This window comes from Nocardia sp. NBC_01377, from assembly GCF_045040005.1.
Classification (GTDB): domain Bacteria; phylum Actinomycetota; class Actinomycetes; order Mycobacteriales; family Mycobacteriaceae; genus Nocardia; species Nocardia noduli.
Window position 1 is genome coordinate 1,654,724 of the sequence record NZ_CP109566.1, and the last position, 16,253, is coordinate 1,670,976.

A 16,253-nucleotide genomic window follows, 5' to 3' on the forward strand; every position below is an offset into this window, starting at 1 on the left:
GCAGGTTGCGAGATTGCTGTGGTCGGCACAGGCGTGTCCGCACCCTGAACTTTCCTCAGCGGCGGACCGGGAATTCTGTTGCCATGGAACGCGACGACGACCGCATCGCTGGGATCCTCACGTGCGTGGACTCTTTCCTCGCCGACAAGCCCTATCCGGGCTCGGTCGGCTGACCTGCCGGTCCGACAGCACTTCGCGGCCGACCCCGTCATCGGGCGATGAAGGAACCATCGAATGGCTCGAATTCCGCTGTTCCTACCACCCGATGCGTGGCCGATCCCTCTCCGATTGCCGGATTCGGTAACGGAATCCGAACGCGCCGTCTGGATCCGCACGGCGCTGACCAGCTAGTCGACGGGCATCGTTACGGTCGGCGGCTCCGAACGCGCGCCCCGGCAAGCGCTATCGTTCGATGCTGCGGGCTCACGTCCAGATCGGTGCCCGAGGCGGCCGCCCGGATGGTGTCGACATCCGAAGGACGTGACCACACCGGAGTACGCGCGGCTCGGCGATCCGGTCCGATGTCCCCATTGTGCGCGTCGCCGTGGATGATGCCGTGGGGTAGGGGCGGGAGTCGGTGGTAGCGGTCTTCGACGACGGCCCATTGTTCGCGGAGCCAGTCGAGGTCCTCGGCCGGGAGCGCCGGGTCGGCGTCGGCCAGTCGTTGGGTTGCAGCGCGCGCAGCGGCTCGGCCAGATGATCACCGCCAGCCCTGCATGGCCGGTCCTACGCTGCCTCCGGAGAACTCATCCTCGTCCCCAGCGTCATCCCCGACCTCACCAGCCGACCCGCCGTCGCCGCCGAGCGCACCCGACGTCTACGCACCCTCCGCGCCAACGACAACACCATCTGGCAGCCCTACAGCTGATATATCGCAGTACTGCGTCTGCTTCGCAGGTGCCGAGGGCAGGGCGCCGATCGGGTTCGCGGTGCCGACAGTCGACCGGAGTAGGCTTCGGCAGGTGAAGGCCCTCGCCACGCTGGTGGCCGTCGTCATCCTCGGCGCATGTGGATGCGCGAATTCGACCGGCGGCCTTGAGACTCCCGGCGTGCTGAGCACTTCCGCTGCCGCTGCCACCTGGCCACCGAAAGTGCCGGTGCAGTCGCTCGGTACGGAATTCTTCGTCAAGGTCACCGATGGGCTCGGCGCGAACCCGCCTGGTCCCGGCGTTCTCGGGATCACGGTGGCGCGGACGAACTCGCCGGTGACCCGGCAGGATTTCGCGGCGCCCATCGATCTGTCTGCGGTGCGGGCCTTCGATGTCGCGGTCCGGCAGTTCGCGGGCCATCCCCCCGTCGAGCTGGCTCACCTGCGCGCGGTCACCGACCGGTCGACGGTGCTGAGTCCGCAGGCATGGGTGGGCGGCGCAGCGTCGACGGGCGAGCTGCTGGATCCCGGCGACAGTCGCAGCGCCACGATGGCCTTCGTCGTCCCGGCCGGGGAGCACTTGACCAGGATCGTCTTCATGCTCGACGACGGTGTCACGGATACGAGTCCGAGCTGGGCCGTCGACTGACTCGGCGGCTCGATTCCGAGCCTTCGGCTTCGGCCTCCGGCGGGACGCCGCTAGGTTCTGTGCCGAAGTCGAGTGAGGTGGTTGGGGTCGGGTCTCATCCGTGTCGTAGCCATTGGTTGATGGTGGCGACGTGGATCGTGGCCAGGTAGCGGACGGCGAGTTTGTCGAATCGGGTGGCGACCGCTCGATGCTGTTTGAGTTGGTTGATGCCGCGCTCGACGGTGTTGCGGTCACGGTAACGCTGCGGGTCGAACGCCGGTGGCCGTCGGCCCGCGCTGCCGCGATGTCGGCGATGGCGGGCTTGGTCGGCGGGGACCGGGATCGTGGCCTTTATCCCTCGCCGCCGCAACCAGTCCCGGTTGGCTCGACTGGAATACGCCTTGTCGGCCAGCACCCGATCCGGGCGACTTCGAGACCGGCCGAGCGTTCTTGCGACCTCGATCCCGTCCAGCACCGCCACGAAGGGCGGGCTGTCACCAGCCTGACCGGCGGTGATCAGCATCGCAAGCACCCGGGTGCCCTGATCGCAGGCCGAGGCCAAAGTCCTCGATCAAGACCAGACCGGCAGCACTTACCTTGGTGCAGGCCATGATTCGTGAAACATCGTGCTCGGTGTGCGCCGTCGAGTTCCCGCCCGAATAGGACCGTCCATCGCGGACTAGGCGCCCCGGTACCGCGAAATCCCCTGACCACATTCCGATCCGGCCCAGGCACGACACGGAACCCACGAACGTGGGGGAACCGCGCCGGTGCCCGCGTCGCCTCGAACAGCACATCCACCCGAAAGGTGAGGGTGCCGAGACGACGAACGCCCACGATGACCCAGCACCCGCCCACAGGCACGCGGACCGCGCAACCAAGGCAGTGCGGCACGGTCGACGAAGCCCGGAATCGAGCGTGCCAGCTCGCCGCAGTGGTGTGGGGCACGGTGAACACCGCCCAGCACTCCGCAACCGCTCCCACCCCGGACGAGAGTCGCTGTCGAGTTGCCGCGACGGAGCGCGATCGCATAGTCAAGCGACGCCGCACCGTCTCCTGCGGGTCACGGCCACCGCGACCGCAGGGTTGAGTCCATCAGAGTGGTGTACGACCAGACGCCAGCAAAGTCTGAGCGTGTCGTAGCCGGAAAGAGGACGGTCACCGCGTGATCCTTCAAGAGACCGACCAAAGTCACTCGAAGGAGAACCACGCGATGACCTCTGTCCAGCCTATCGACCCCTCCAAGATGCTGTCCGATCAACTCGCCGTCGCCAGCCCTGATCTGCTGCGCAACATGATGTCCACCTTCATCCAAGCCCTGATGAGCGCCGAAGCCGACGCGGTCTGCGGCGCCGGTTACGGCGAGCGATCCGACGAACGTGTCAACCACCGCAACGGCTACCGCCACCGAGACTTCGACACCCGCCTCGGCACCATCGACGTCGCGGTTCCCAAGCTGCGATCCGGTAGCTATTTCCCCGACTGGCTGCTCGAGCGCCGCAAACGCGCCGAACGGGCCCTGACCTCGGTGGTGGCGACCTGCTACCTGCTCGGAGTCTCGACCCGCCGCATGGAGAAGCTGGTCGAATCACTCGGTGTGACAAAGCTTTCCAAGTCCCAGGTCTCGATCATGGCCGCCGAGCTCGACACCCAGGTCGAGGCGTTCCGCACCCGCCCCCTCGACCAAGGCCCCTACACGTTCGTCGCCGCGGACGCACTGGTGTTGAAAGTCCGAGAGGACGGCCGCGTGGTCAACGTGCACGCTCTGGTCGCCACCGGCGTCAACGCAGACGGCTACCGCGAAATCCTCGGCATCCAGGTCACCAGCGGTGAGGACGGGGCCGGATGGTTGGCGTTCTTCCGCGACCTGGTCGCCCGCGGCCTTTCCGGGGTCGCCCTGGTCACCAGCGACGCCCATGCCGGGTTGGTCGCGGCGATCGGCGCGACACTGCCCGGCGCGTCCTGGCAGCGCTGCAGAACCCACTACACCGTGAACGTGATGAGCATCTGCCCGAAAACGTCGTGGCCCTGGGTTCGCACCCTGCTGCACTCGGTGTTCGACCAAGCCGACCCGCAATCGGTTGCTGCCCAATATGATCGGATGCTCGACGCACTGACCGAGAAACTGCCGAAGGTCGCCGCCCACCTCGACGGCGCCCGCGCTGATCTGCTCGCGTTCACCGCTTTCCCGAAACAGATCTGGCGTCAGATCTGGTCCAACAACCCTCAGGAACGGTTGAACAAGGAAATCCGGCGACGCACCGACGTCGTCGGTATCTTTCCCGACCGCAACTCGATGATCCGTCTCGTCGGCGCGGTCCTGGCCGAACAACACGATTCTCAATGGAGATGGCAACCCGCCGAGGCTTTTGTGGGAGATGTCCTGTCAGGCCGCTGTGCCTACCGAGAGACCGGGAGTGGGCGAGTACGGGCGCTCGTCGCGCAGCAGTGCCCACAAGACATTGACGCGTCTGCGGGCCAGGGCGAGCACGGCTTGGGTGTGACGTTTGTCTTCGGTTCTCTTGCGGTCATAGAACATTCGGGATTCGGGGGTTGTTCGGATGCTGACCAACGCCGATTGGTAGAAGACTCGTTGCAGTCCACGGTGATAGCGACGAGGTCGAAACAGGTTACCCGATATTCTTCCCGAGTCCCGCGGTGCCGGCGCCAACCCGGCCATGGCAGCGAGCTTGTCGGGCGAGGCGAACACGGACATGTCTCCACTGGTGGCCACGAGGAACTCCGCGCCCAGCAGTGTCGCGATGCCCGGCATGCTCGGCGCATCGGTGGCGCCGAAATCGGTGCTCGATGAGCTTGTCGATGTGTTTGATCTGTTCATCCAGGCGAATCACCTCTGCGGCCATTTCCGCTATCAGCTCAGCAGCCAAATACTGTCCCGGCAGCATGGTGTGCTGCGTGGCGGCCGCTGTCACGACGGTCTCGGTCAGGGCCGCTGCGCTGCGCACTTTCTGCGAGCGCAGCCACCGCTGCACTTCATCGACTCCGGCGCGGCGGATGGCCTGCGGACTCTGGTATCGGGTGAGCAGGACCAAAGGGCCACGATTGGTCAGGTCCAAGGCGCGTTCCAACGCAGGACTGACCGCCAGCAACTGCTGATGTAATCGGCTGATCAGCCGCACACGATCCCCGGCCAGGTCTCGTCGGCGCGCCACCAGCATCCTCAGTTCCACGATCAGCTCGTCATCGACGCGCACCGGTGTCAGATCCCGACGCATACGGACCTGATCGGCGATAACCGCAGCGTCCTTCGCGTCGGTCTTGCCCGATCCGCGGTAGCCGTCAGATGCCCGATTGACTTGCCTGCCGGTGATATAGGACACCGACTGCTCGCGCAGATGCAGCAACCTCAGCAGCAGCGCCGATTCGCCGCCGACGATGTCGACGGCCCAATCGAGCCGCTCTGCCAACCCGACCGTTTCATCGATGAGCTGCGTCAGCGCGGTTTCGTCGTTGGCCACCCGACGCGACAACAGCTGATTGTTGTCCTCGTCGATGACCACGGCGTGATGGTGTTGCTTGCCGATATCTACACCGATCCAGGCACGACCCAATGCTTTTCTCCCTCATCCGATGCAGTTTCGTTCTTGCCACTCAGACGACCTCGCCGTCAGGTCCCTACGCAGCGATGATTCGCAATTCTCAATCAGCGGCCGGGATCGTCGATGGGCGCCGGGCGGCCAATCGTGTTGAGCCACAACTTCTGCAGACGAATGGAAGCCATACCCGACACCCGGTGGGAGCCAAAACCCTACGACTGGCCCGAGCTACCCGCAATAAAAGGTAGGGACGAATGGATCGAAGGCCGCCGCTACCTCGGCCTCGACGTCCTGGCCCGCTCCCGCGGCCTCACCGACCCCGCCACCGAACAGGAGCAAACCCCCGAAGCGCTGACTGCCTGATCAAACAGGATCACGCGGCGACCATCCTGCTACACCATGCATTTGGACTTGACCGACCGCAGTGTGGTGGTTCGCCCAGCATCGGCTCGCCCAAAAGTATTATGGGAAAGTGGGTTAGGGGGTCCAAGACCGGCGACCGACTCGGCTGGCGTCCGGGTTGACGAGCAGTGCAGCAGTCGCGCGGCAGCCAGGAACCCCCCCGCGGTGACGAGTGCACACGCATCGCCGCCGCTCACACACCTCGTCGCGCCGGTCTTCTGCTGGAGGGTACGGCGAGTCCGTTCGCGAAGGGATAGTGATGTCGGTCGATTACACCGAACCGGTCGAGACGAAGCTGATTTCGATGCGCGAGGAGTACCAACGGATACTGCGATCGCCGCGCCGGTGGTCGTTGCGGGAGCTGTTCAGCACACCGGAACTGGACATCGTCGAATACTGTCGCGATCTGACACCGAATCGATTCGGCGAGTCGGCCTGCCGGGAGGTGGAACGGTGGTGCCGCGAGCACGAGATCTGGCTCGAACCTGGCGCGACGCATTACAACAGCATGACCCCCTACCTGCATCCGAACACGATCACCCTCGAGCGGATGACGGTGATCGGCCTGTTCAACGCCATCCTGTACTGGCTCAACGACACCGTAGGACGGGACAAGCACGCGCATTTGTCCCGCGCGCAGCAACAGCAGGCCCGAGCCACCATCGACCGCCTGTGCGACATGCTCGAAACCGGTGATCTGCCACCGGAACCTGTACCCGTCGAGGCCGCCACCCACGAATTCCTGCAACGACTCAGCCGCGACGCCGACCCGCGCTGGCTGGGGACCACCCTCGCTTCGACCGTCGCGCATCTGCGCCCGGCGAACCGTGATCAGAACGCCCGCGCCTGCGGGCAACTCCTCGACGTGGGGGACTACATCGCGCTGCGCGCCGACATGTCGGGCATGTATCCGGTGCTCGCGTTCTGCGAATACGGGCGTGACACCTACTTGCAGTGGGGGCCGATCGCCGCTGCCGGGCTCGACACCGACCTGAGGCGACTACGGGACCTGACCGTGCGGATCGGGGGCTTGATGAACGACCTTTTCTCTTTTGAGAAGGAATGCATCACCGGCGGCGCCGACTCCAACCTGGTCCCGATCATCCTGCTCAACTCCACAGACGCGAATCTGGCCGACGCGATCGAGCACGCCGCCGCACTCGTGCGTGAGCAACTGACCGAATTCCACGTCCTGCGTACTGGACTCACCGCGCGCTGCGCCGCACTCGCCGACACCGCGCTGGGAACCAGCATCGGCGAGCACATCGACGACCTCACCGGCGCGGTGCAAGCTACCTGGGAGTGGCAGGTGCGCACCGCCCGCTATAAGCGCAACTCCATCTTCACCGAAAACCACGAGCACTGAGCCTGTGGGTAGGGGATCGCGGACCCCTGCCGGAAGCGCTCGGCACGACCGTTGGCAGCGGCTGGCGCCGACATCAGATTCGGGCGGTTCCACACTGGCGGAGTCCGGAACAGTGCCGGGAGCCACGTGGTGCGGGCGCTGGCGGTGGCGGGCGCCGGGCGCACGGCCTTGCACGGCTACTGTCCGAGACGGTCGTAGACCGGAATCAGGCGAGGCGGGACGGCATGGACCAAATCTGGACCCGTCGCACAATATATGCGGTGCTGTGTGCTTGCCGCGGTCCCGTCCGTCGCTCGGCTTGTGGCTCTGTCAGCACTTTCGGGTGGGATGCGATGGTCAGCGGCCCTGGGTGGTGCGGCGTGCGGCGAGTGCCGCGGCCCGCGCCGAAAAGGTCTACCCCGTCTGGTCACCGAGCGCTGCGAACGTGCCACGACGATGCTGCGGACCGCGCGCGCCGCCTACACCGAACTCGACGAACGTGGTCAGGCCCTCGCACGCCTGACGGCCGGTGGCTCTTACAACAGCCCGCTCTCCACAGCCGAGCGTGTCGCGTTGTGGTGGGGTGTCCCGCGCTCGCTCGTCGTGGCCGAGTCCGGTCTCGACGACGGGATGGCCCGCGTCCATCGGAAGGTCGATCATCCCGACGCGGTGCACACCCCCGCTCTACCTCGACGTCACTGCGGTCGCCGAACGCATTGGCACGAACCCTGCGGCCATCCGCACCTACCTCAACCGCGAATTGATGCCCGAACCGGCGCCGATCACCGCCGACAAACCGATCTGGGAATGGCGCGTGATCGAGCAGTGGCACCGCGCGCGACGCGGGCAAGGTTGGGCCGCGGACATTACCGCAGACCTCACCGGTCATCGTCGATAGATCTCATCGCCGATCAGACCCGCAGAATGCCGGCTGGGCACGTCACCCGCGGACCGGTACTTTGTGGCCTTCGGCTTCCGATTTCGATCATGCGGCGGCGGTAGACCGATTCCTCCTCGGCGTGGCTGATGGCGTCCACACACGCGGGTCGTTTTGCGCCGTGCGCTCTGGCGGCCGCGGTGGTCGGGGATGGAACAGGGAAGTACCTGTCCAGCCCGGCGACCGGGGTACAGCTGAGCGGGGCTGCGCTGGACGCGTTCGTTCCGCGCACGACCTGGGGATTGTCAGGCGATGAGGGAGGGGCGGGTTCTGGCGAACCATCCGTCGGGTTCGATAGCGGGCGGGATCGTCGGTAGGGGAGTTGATGGTGTGTCCGGTTGCTGCGGCCACAGCACCGTCGACGTTGCGGCGCCCTGGCGGATCGCGTCGGTGTCGAGCTCAATCCGGTGTTCGGCTATCTGTCGGGCGGGCCAGGCACCGATGACCGACAGCCGTCCCGGGGGAGGAAGCGGGGTGAGGTAGTAGTTGGCTGTGGCGAGCAGTGTGCTCCCGCCGCTGGCGGAGGCCATCAGTGTCGGAGTGTCAGGGTCGGTGGGGTCGCCTGGCCAGTTGGTGACGGTGCGGCCGTCGGCGAATTCGAGACCGATGAGGAATTGGTCCTTGGTTCCGCCGGGGTAGCCCGCGAAGGCACCGAGGGCGGTGCAACGAGCGCCGGGACGGACGTGGAGCTGGAAGTGTAGTTCCACGCCGTGCCGGTAGGCGCGGGCCCCTGCTATCGCGACCGCGATGTCGTCGGTTCGCAACAGGATCGCCTGCACGGCAACCGCGGTAGGGATCTCGTTGGTTGGTCGAAGTTGCGTCCGATGCTCCGGAATCGTCGGTTGTGGTTGATGTTCGGTCGGCACCGATTCACCCATCTCGGGCACTCCTGTCATCGAAAGTCGTTCTGCGAGCGCAGACCCTCCGGCCGGGCGGGATTTGAACAATCGAGATTGGTACCGACAGTTCAGGACCGATGTGTCCAGGTGCGCTGTTGCCGGACAACGAATCCGTCAGCGAGATAGGCCGCTGTCTGGTCGCCGTGGGCTGCTCATTCGTTGATCCGCCGGTACAACCCACGGTTTGGGTTGGTGGGTGCTGTCGGCGAGTGTCGAACCCGAGGCACGTGGTCTTGGTCGACCAAGAGCTTCTGTAGGTGAGCTGGAACATCCGTGCGGTTCCTGGTCAGCCCGGGACAGATCGGGTAGTCTGTGGGTAGTCTGACGGGTGTGGCGATCGAATGGTACTGGGCACTCGCGCAGTTGTTGGCCCGATCAGGCGTTGATCCGGACGACGTATTCGACCTGGTGAATGCGTGGCTAGCTGGTCGGCAGCGGGTGTGGTTGCGGACTGCCGGTGACCCGGTCACGGGACTGAGTTCGCTGGTGGTCTGGGGCCGTGCCGACGATGGGACCCCTTTGGTGGTCTACGCACGGCGTCTCGGTCGCGACATCGAGGTGTACAACGCCGAGTACCTGACCGCCGATCAGGTCGAAGACTTCGAGAAGTGGGAGGCGACCCGCAATGACTGATCCGTTCGAGAACATGAGCCCCGCCGAGGTCGCGGCGATGGCCAAGCGACTCGAGTTTACCGATGAACCCGTCGACCCACCGATTCGGACCGGCCCGGACACCGACCCTGTCCTGATCCCGCGTTCGGTGAAAATGACCTATGACCTCGACAAAGCGTGCAAGCGTCGCGCCGCTGAGTTGGGCTTGTCGCAGTCGGCGTACATACGCTCGCTGATCGAACGCGATGTCGCCGAAGGCAAAGCGGGTGAGCAACGACCGGCGTGGGTGCGTGACCTGCTCGGGGTGATCGCTCGCCGCGAGCACGAGGACGAACACCGCCAAGCATCCTGAGGCAGCGGTCTGCGGTGGCAGCAGGTTAACGAGGCTCGAGCTGCTGGGCGCTGGCGTGGATGCCGTTTCGGAACAGGATCGGCAAGATCACAGCGTGGATCTCGATGGTTGTTGCCGCCGATGTGGATCCTTTCTTCGGATAGGTCATTTCGGTAAGTGTGGTTCGAGTGCCTGCGCGAAGTGTTGTGCGATCTGGCATGGCTCGCCGATTCGTGTGCCTTCGTCGCTGAGCCATCCGGCGTTGACTTCGAACATGCCTTGTTGGGCGTCGAAGGACACGTAGCAGGTCCCTGGGTCGAATCGTTCGTTGGACACCAGGCCTTGGCGCTTGTTGACTCGGGTGTGGCCGACGATGACCGCGTTCTCCTTCTTGCGTAGTTCGTAGAGGGTGTGGCTGGTGGAGAACAGGGTCACGACCAGCTTGGCGGATCCGTGCTGGCGAACATCGAGAGGTCGCCAGTTGCAGACCCGCCACGATGCGGGACCTTCCGGTGCGTCGGTGACGACATGTCTGGTCGCCGGGTCCAGACCGGCTGATCGCAGGGCCTCGTCGAAGTCTTCTCCCCGGCACGGGTTGAACACGACGATCTGGTCGGTGTCCCGGACGGCCACTACCGCTTTCCCGGCCACGGTGGTCGTGCAGCCGGGCAGCAGGAAGGACACAGCAACGCAGACAATCAAACTGCCTCTACCCCAACGCATTCGAATCACAATCCCCCGATCGAGGCGGCCACCCCGCCGTGTCGAGCCCGAAGACTACCGCAAGCATGCTCAGCGGTGAGGTCAGTGCGTGACCGGAATCCATCGAGCGATGCCGTCCTGGTCGGCGACGGTGCCGAACTGGCGGTCGGCGAAGTGACCGCCAAAGCTTAGCGTCGCGGGCTGCTGGAGCAGCAGCGTGTCTTGTTCGTGATTCGGGAGGTGGCGGGCATCCGGTTGCGCGAATCCGGCTGTGGGCGATCGCCGCGTGTGCGATGGGTTGATCAGTGCGCGCGCTGAGGGGGACTACACCGCGGACCTGTGAGCGGCCTCTAATCCGAGCTCAGCGGGTGTAGTTGTGTCCAGGTCGAGGAGGCCCGCAGGAGGGCCGCGGGGACTGTCGAGGCGGTCAAGGTGCCGGTAGAACGCTGGTACAGCGTGGTTGCGTCGGGTAGGACGAGCCAGTGTCCGCCCAGGCGGGGTGTCGCCTCGATGTAGATCTCGGCGTCAGTGAGCGGTAGACCGCGAATGGCAATTGGTGGGGCTGCGAAAGTGTCCGGTGTGGGCTGATGGGGGCGTGATGTGGTGGACGGTCTGCGCGCGATGGTCTGCTTGGCGTGTGGGATCTCGCTCGGTGTAGTGCGCGCGCTCCGGGCGGTTGTCCGGAGGCCGTGGCGGTCGGTGCCGGTGCATGTTCTCTTCGATTGCGTGCGGACTGGGATTGCTTGGCTGGTCGTTCGCGGTGCGCGCGGTGGACGAGAGGTGCGTGCGCTAAGCCAGGCGGCCCAATCCGCTCGTTCGCGTCGATGGCGCGCGATGGTGTTTTGACGACGTGCTGGTAGCCCGTGGGCGCGCGCGATGTGGTCCAGTGTCGTGGATCCCGCACGCACGGTCTTGTGGGTGTGGTGGATGAGTCCGGTGGTGGTGAGTGTGGCCAGGGCGGTGTATCCGGCGGTGCGGCCGAGTGCGGCGGCGGCGAACGCGTCGGCGGGGTTGGTAGTTCCGTCGAGGATGGTCTCGTAGAGGCGTCGGCATCGCAGGCCGATGACGCGCCAAGCGGGGTGGACGGGTTGGATAGGGGTGCGTGCGATCCGCGCGCGGCTGGTCGGGATGGGCGCACCGGCGAGGTTGGCGGTGATGAGGGCGTATCGGTCGGCTAGGTGGCCGGTGGCGGCGCGTATCCGCAGTATCGGTGCGCCGGGCAGGTCGCGGATTTCGCGCAGGATCTGCCAGAGGGTGGTTTCGGGCATCCCGCCCGCCATCAGGGACAGGGACCGGCCGCCGAACTCGACGGTGGGTGTGCCGCGGTGCACGGCGCCGTTGAGAGTGCTGGCGTGAGCGAGGGCCTGTAGGGCAGCGTGTGCGGTCCAGCGTTTCGGGGAGTTGGGCCATTGTGCGTCGGTCCAGGCGATGGCGGAGGCGAGCCAGCGTCGTTGCGGTCCGGTGTGTTTCGTCGCTCGAGTCGGCCCCCCTGTGTGCTTTATGTTCTTGTGCGCGTGGGACAGGAATTCGGGGGCGTGTCGTGATGTCCAGTGGCAGGCGCTGTTCCAGTCCCGGCGTAGCGCTCGATGAGATTGGGCTCCGTAGCGGTGGTAGGCATCGGCCAGGCCGGTCCAGGTGCCGCCCTGGGAGGGAAGTTCGGCGAGCAGGTCGGTGAAGCTGTAGCCGCGCAGGGCGGCGGCGGTGAGCACGGATTGGCGCGCGGCCGAGCGATCGACGCGCCCGTTGGGTGCGCGCCATCGCTGCTGCGGTGCGTGGCCCTCGCGCGCGAAAGCGAGCACCACTGCGGGTATCGGTGTGTGTCGTCGATAGCGTGCGCGCAGCCGCGCATGATCACCTGCTCCCTCCCATGCCCGGCTGGGGTCATCCGGCGGGGTGCCGTTGCTGGTGGGCGCGGTTGCGCGCGAACCCGCGCGCGATGTGCGCGACCCCGCGCGCACTCGATCGTCGTCACGCGCGGCCGAGGGACCGCTGCCGGTGTTGGTACTGAGGAGTCGGGCGAAGGATGGCCAGAACGTCACGGGGGAGCGGACGGTGAGTGCGTGGGCGGCGTGGTCGAGTGTGCCGTCGAGTGTGCGGAATCCGTAATCGCGGCAGCGGGATCCGGGTGGGGTGATGCTGCCGGTGCGGTCGTTGAGCATCGGGGTGATGTCGAGGCTGGGTAGCCGGTCGGCCAAGGCGCGTAGGACGGGTTCGATCTCGGTGCGGGGGAGTGTGGTGCCTTCGGCGAGGGGGACCAGGATGTGGCGGCCGCCGCTGGTGGAGCGATCGGAGACGGTAAGGGCGCCGCAGGCGTGTAGCAGGGTCAGGCAGTGCTCGACATGGTGGTCGACGGTGGCGGGGCTGTGGCCGTGTTTGGCATCGAAGTCCAGGACCAGCAGTCGGGTGCGTCCGTGGAGGTAGATCGGTACTGCCGCAGGCTTATCGGGCAGCTTGTGGGTCAAGGTTTGCGCGCGGTCAGCGAACCGCGACGGCACTGCGGTGGGGTTCCACAACCGCATGGAACGTCGGGCAGCGATCAACGGCGCCAGCTCCGCGAACACGTGCCGCGCGGTCTCCATCTGCTCGTCGCCCACTACTCCGGTACGACTGGATCGGTTAGCGTCGACGACCTCGGTGGGCGGCTCGTACGAGTATGCGGAGGGCGTGGTCGTGTGGGTTGAATCGTGGTTTGGGCATGGGCTAGCCTCGGAGGTGCCAGTCATGGACAGCCTTCGCGTTGTTTTGGTGTGAAGTCCCCAGCGCCAACTGGGGTTTCGATTTATTGGTTCTGTTGGGCCATCTCGGTTTCCGAGGCGGGTGCGATCCCTCGCAGGCGGATCGCACCCACACCAACCGTCGCCGGTCGACCGGAACTGATCAGGCAGGCTTCTGGTCGGCAACCACCTCCAATCGCGGCCCCACGACAGGGAATCCGAACTGCACCGCGCGGGCGATGATCCGATCGACGGTGGATCGCCGCCACGTCGCTCCCGTACGGGTCGACATCGCGGTAGCGACGGCGTTCGCGTTCATCCCCGTCGCAGCGAGTTCCAGAATGTCGATGATCTCGTCGACCGTCTTCTCACTACGCCCGGTCGCGACCAACTTTTCGGCGATCCGCGCCAGGTCCTGACCGAGTACCGCCGCAACGTTGTTGCCACCCGAATCGTCGGTCTCGGCACGATCGGAGGGCAGATGCGTGAACATCGCCTCGGCCTCGTCCTCGAGGTGCTGCGGGAGGCGACCGGTACTCCGATGCTGGGTGTGTGCAGGCTCGAGATCGATCGTCGCGACATTCTGCGTGGTTCTGTCTGTGGTGCTGACCTGCTCGATGAGTTCGGCGTAACGAGTGGTCAGCCATGCGTGCAGCCACATCAACACCACGACCATGACCGGCGCGACCGCGTACTCCGCTGCCCTGCCGAAATCGCCTCGAACGAGGTGTGGGCCGCAGTTCAATCCGACGGTGCCGGTGAGCAGCGCGGCTTCGAAGAACACGATCCTGGCGCGGTCGACGCGGTGGCCGAGTCGGGCTGCGGTGGCGGCCTGGGCCATGATCTCGAGGATCGGTACCGAGATCATGGCCTCGATCCCGAACGACAACGCCCACAACAGCCACCAGGTCGGTCCCGGCGTGATATCGGCGGGTGTGAGGTTGCGGCCGACGTTGACCGCTGACCACAGCAACCCGACTCCCATCACACTCCGCAACAGCAACGACGAGCGCTTCGCGCGGTGGTGTAACGCCCCGACCAACGCGTCTGGGTTCGTCGCTCGCGCACGCTCTGCCCGGGCATTGGCCAACCAACGCAGTTGGCGGGTGTCCTGCTGTCGTAGCCGTCGCGCAATCCGCTGCACTCGCGCCTGCTCGGCCAACTCGCCACGCACCGAACGCTTGCGCTGCCGACGCCGCTGGGCACGCTCCCAGCGGGCCAATCCTTGCTCGGCTTCGATCTCGGCGACTGTCATCGCCTCGTAGAGTTCCGAGACCTCCTGTAGGGGAACGCAATCGCGGGCGACCTCGACCGATCGTCCGAGCGCCGCGGGATCAGCGAGTTGGTGGCTGGGTGATAGCGACTTCGGTGTCATGGATCCTGCCTCGGGCCGGAGGGAAGGTCATTGAGGTCGGCGCCGGATCCGGCCGCACCGTGGCTGCGATTCGAGTTGGACAAGCCTTGAGAATTTCGTCGAGCGTTGGCGGCGAAGGGACTGGTCGGGGGCGATATGGTGGCGGATTCCATGGTGCGTTCTCTCTGTTGCCCGGATTGGTGTGGACGCGGGTCGGTTCGTATACCGCAGGTGGACTTTGTGGTTCGGTGCTGGAGGCTGGATGCTCGGGCACTCACGACGGCGTGGCCCCGACCGTGTTGGTATCGAGGTCTGCCGCAGTCCGGAACTGAGCGAGGATGAGGTCTGCGGCGCGCGTAGCGCCATGACACCGACGCGGTGGATCGTGTTTTGCGGGCCTGGCTACGGGGACCACATGGGGACCACACGTCACGCACAGTGCTGAACATCCTTCTGCCGCACGCGGATACTGCCAACCGGCGGAATGTGCGTGACGTGCACAAATGGCCGGTCGGCAGTCCTGGGTTTCAGAGGTCCTGACAGGGTGGTTGGGCGCGATCACATCGCTGACAAAGGCAGTTGACGGAAGCGGCAACGGCGTCGGACTCGAGACCGCGAACGAAAACCTCAAGGCACGCTGGACCGGTACTGCGAGCGAATCTGCGACCAGCTACGTCGGCCGCTTGGTCACCGCATCCCGTGACGAAAAGACCCAACTACAGGCGATGTACGACAAGATCAACGACATCGGCGCCTTCGTGTCGAAATCCTATTCCGCGAACATCGCGCACATCCACAACTATGCGGCCCGCCTACGTGAGAACGAGGCAAAAGAGTACGACATCCGTGCCGGAGGCTTCTTCCCGGGAGGAGGTAGTGGTACTTCAATTTTCGCCGAAAAGAGGAGCATTCTGGCGGACTTCACCACAGAAACAGCTGCCGTCTTCAAAGATCTCACCGAGTACATGACCGACATCGGCGGCTCGGTCGATACCATCGTCAGTCTGATCGCCGGCGTCGAAATCCCGGGAAATATCGCACCGTCGGCAGGCGATCCCGGCTCCTGGCAGCCTCGTAACCCGACCGGCCCGCCCTGGGGAGTGCCGTCATGACAGCCGTCACACGCCGCGCCGCCACCGCACTGCTCGCGATCATCTTCACCGGAGTTCCCGCCTGCGGCACAGACAACAACGGCGGTGGATCGACCCCGAACACATCGGTGATGTTCGCCGCAGCCCCCAGCGACTGCGGCTCTCTCATCGCCGAAATCGAGACTCAGATCGCGCGATTCACCGGTGACCTGTACCGCACCGACCTGCAATACCAGCCCGGCGGAGTCGACGACCCACCCAGAACCGAAACACTGACCTGTAGCGGCGCCTACCCCCGGACCGGTGGCGATGCGGCTGGATCAGGTTCGACGCAGGTCACGTTGCGGACGGTCTATCTGGGCTTCACGGTCACGACCAGCGACCTCGGCCTCGAACCCGGGTATCGACTGCGCCTGTCCGAAGAATCATTCACCAGGACCAGACCCGACAAATACACACGCTGCGACAGCATCGGCGAGGACTGCTACATCGTCACCGACACCACACCCGGAACAGTCTCCACCGCACTACATTTCCGGTCGAGAAATCTCGATGTGCTCGTACGCCTGTCGACTTCGGTTCCACTGGACACCACAACGCACCTGGACGTGACGGCAGACAGTTTCCACGCCCGCGAAATCGCCCATGCGTTGGCGGACAATCTCGATGAGATAGTGCCGCGATAGACCTCGGAACAATCCCGGTCGCGTCGCCTCTCGTACAGAGGCGGCGCCGCGGCTGGGACGGCACTTCCCTCTCTGCGGGGTGTGCTTGCCATCAGCCAGCTGTGATCGCTACCCGGGGGTAGGGGAG

General features: G+C 65.4%; 14 protein-coding genes and 2 pseudogenes. 8 read left to right on the forward strand and 8 right to left on the reverse strand.

The window, feature by feature from the left end; translation table 11 throughout:
* The first annotated feature begins 962 nt into the window (after positions 1–962).
* On the forward strand, positions 963–1,517 hold the full coding sequence (locus OG225_RS07285) for a hypothetical protein (RefSeq protein WP_405180970.1): 555 nt from the start codon (positions 963–965) through the stop codon (positions 1,515–1,517).
* A gap of 94 nt (positions 1,518–1,611) precedes the next feature.
* Here OG225_RS07285 and OG225_RS07290 read toward each other — a convergent pair whose 3' ends face one another.
* A complete protein-coding gene (locus OG225_RS07290; protein ID WP_405180971.1) occupies positions 1,612–2,058 on the reverse strand; it encodes a transposase in 447 nt (148 codons plus the stop codon).
* 651 nt (positions 2,059–2,709) lie between these two features.
* Between OG225_RS07290 and OG225_RS07295 the strand changes: the two are divergent.
* Positions 2,710–3,873, forward strand: a pseudogene (locus tag OG225_RS07295) (IS256 family transposase); the annotation flags it as partial.
* A gap of 9 nt (positions 3,874–3,882) precedes the next feature.
* Here the strand turns inward: OG225_RS07295 and OG225_RS07300 are convergent.
* Positions 3,883–5,068: pseudogene (locus OG225_RS07300) on the reverse strand (IS110 family transposase).
* A gap of 159 nt (positions 5,069–5,227) precedes the next feature.
* Between OG225_RS07300 and OG225_RS07305 the strand changes: the two are divergent.
* Both OG225_RS07305 and OG225_RS07310 read left to right on the forward strand, forming a co-directional pair.
* Positions 5,228–5,416 carry a hypothetical protein gene (locus OG225_RS07305; protein WP_405183532.1) on the forward strand — a complete coding sequence of 63 codons (189 nt, stop codon included), beginning with the start codon at positions 5,228–5,230 and terminating at the stop codon, positions 5,414–5,416.
* A 298-nt stretch (positions 5,417–5,714) separates the two neighbouring features.
* Positions 5,715–6,821 carry a terpene synthase family protein gene (locus OG225_RS07310; protein ID WP_405180972.1) on the forward strand — a complete coding sequence of 369 codons (1,107 nt, stop codon included), beginning with the start codon at positions 5,715–5,717 and terminating at the stop codon, positions 6,819–6,821.
* A gap of 393 nt (positions 6,822–7,214) precedes the next feature.
* Here OG225_RS07310 and OG225_RS07315 read toward each other — a convergent pair whose 3' ends face one another.
* Together OG225_RS07315 and OG225_RS07320 are read right to left on the reverse strand one after the other, a co-directional pair.
* On the reverse strand, positions 7,215–7,460 hold the full coding sequence (locus OG225_RS07315; protein WP_405180973.1) for a hypothetical protein: 246 nt from the start codon (positions 7,458–7,460) through the stop codon (positions 7,215–7,217).
* 522 nt (positions 7,461–7,982) lie between these two features.
* On the reverse strand, positions 7,983–8,633 hold the full coding sequence (locus OG225_RS07320) for a hypothetical protein (RefSeq protein ID WP_405180974.1): 651 nt from the start codon (positions 8,631–8,633) through the stop codon (positions 7,983–7,985).
* 333 nt (positions 8,634–8,966) lie between these two features.
* Between OG225_RS07320 and OG225_RS07325 the strand changes: the two genes are divergently transcribed.
* Positions 8,967–9,269 (forward strand): hypothetical protein, encoded by a 303-nt coding sequence (locus OG225_RS07325; RefSeq protein WP_405180975.1) that lies wholly within the window; start codon positions 8,967–8,969, stop codon positions 9,267–9,269.
* On the forward strand, positions 9,262–9,600 hold the full coding sequence (locus OG225_RS07330) for a hypothetical protein (RefSeq protein WP_109522594.1): 339 nt from the start codon (positions 9,262–9,264) through the stop codon (positions 9,598–9,600). The genes OG225_RS07325 and OG225_RS07330 overlap by 8 nt, the downstream gene beginning before the upstream one ends.
* A 25-nt stretch (positions 9,601–9,625) precedes the next feature.
* Here OG225_RS07330 and OG225_RS07335 read toward each other — a convergent pair whose 3' ends face one another.
* The 4 genes from OG225_RS07335 to OG225_RS07350 form a co-directional block, all read right to left on the reverse strand.
* Positions 9,626–9,748 (reverse strand): hypothetical protein, encoded by a 123-nt coding sequence (locus OG225_RS07335; protein ID WP_405180976.1) that lies wholly within the window; start codon positions 9,746–9,748, stop codon positions 9,626–9,628.
* Positions 9,745–10,302 carry a DUF3558 domain-containing protein gene (locus OG225_RS07340; protein ID WP_405180977.1) on the reverse strand — a complete coding sequence of 186 codons (558 nt, stop codon included), beginning with the start codon at positions 10,300–10,302 and terminating at the stop codon, positions 9,745–9,747. Before OG225_RS07340 ends, OG225_RS07335 begins: the two co-directional genes overlap by 4 nt.
* Before the next feature lie 329 nt (positions 10,303–10,631).
* Complete coding sequence (locus tag OG225_RS07345; RefSeq protein WP_405180978.1) at positions 10,632–12,875, reverse strand: hypothetical protein; 2,244 nt, start codon at positions 12,873–12,875, stop codon at positions 10,632–10,634.
* 283 nt (positions 12,876–13,158) lie between these two features.
* A complete protein-coding gene (locus OG225_RS07350) occupies positions 13,159–14,370 on the reverse strand; it encodes a hypothetical protein (RefSeq protein ID WP_405180979.1) in 1,212 nt (403 codons plus the stop codon).
* A 527-nt stretch (positions 14,371–14,897) separates the two neighbouring features.
* On the opposite strand from OG225_RS07350, the gene OG225_RS07355 reads away from it, so the two are divergent.
* Positions 14,898–15,461: a hypothetical protein gene (locus OG225_RS07355; protein WP_405180980.1), complete on the forward strand. Its 564-nt coding sequence runs from the start codon at positions 14,898–14,900 to the stop codon at positions 15,459–15,461.
* Positions 15,458–16,126: a hypothetical protein gene (locus OG225_RS07360; RefSeq protein WP_405180981.1), complete on the forward strand. Its 669-nt coding sequence runs from the start codon at positions 15,458–15,460 to the stop codon at positions 16,124–16,126. Before OG225_RS07355 ends, OG225_RS07360 begins: the two co-directional genes overlap by 4 nt.
* Positions 16,127–16,253 lie beyond the last annotated feature (127 nt).

Coding starts and splice junctions, on each gene's coding strand:
- OG225_RS07305 (WP_405183532.1), top strand. CDS start 5,228: ATGGAAGCCATACCCGACACCCGGTGGGAGCCAAAACCCTACGACTGG.
- OG225_RS07310 (WP_405180972.1), top strand. CDS start 5,715: ATGTCGGTCGATTACACCGAACCGGTCGAGACGAAGCTGATTTCGATG.
- OG225_RS07315 (WP_405180973.1), bottom strand. CDS start 7,460: ATGATCGACCTTCCGATGGACGCGGGCCATCCCGTCGTCGAGACCGGA.
- OG225_RS07320 (WP_405180974.1), bottom strand. CDS start 8,633: ATGACAGGAGTGCCCGAGATGGGTGAATCGGTGCCGACCGAACATCAA.
- OG225_RS07330 (WP_109522594.1), top strand. CDS start 9,262: ATGACTGATCCGTTCGAGAACATGAGCCCCGCCGAGGTCGCGGCGATG.
- OG225_RS07335 (WP_405180976.1), bottom strand. CDS start 9,748: ATGACCTATCCGAAGAAAGGATCCACATCGGCGGCAACAACCATCGAG.
- OG225_RS07340 (WP_405180977.1), bottom strand. CDS start 10,302: ATGCGTTGGGGTAGAGGCAGTTTGATTGTCTGCGTTGCTGTGTCCTTC.
- OG225_RS07350 (WP_405180979.1), bottom strand. CDS start 14,370: ATGACACCGAAGTCGCTATCACCCAGCCACCAACTCGCTGATCCCGCG.
- OG225_RS07360 (WP_405180981.1), top strand. CDS start 15,458: ATGACAGCCGTCACACGCCGCGCCGCCACCGCACTGCTCGCGATCATC.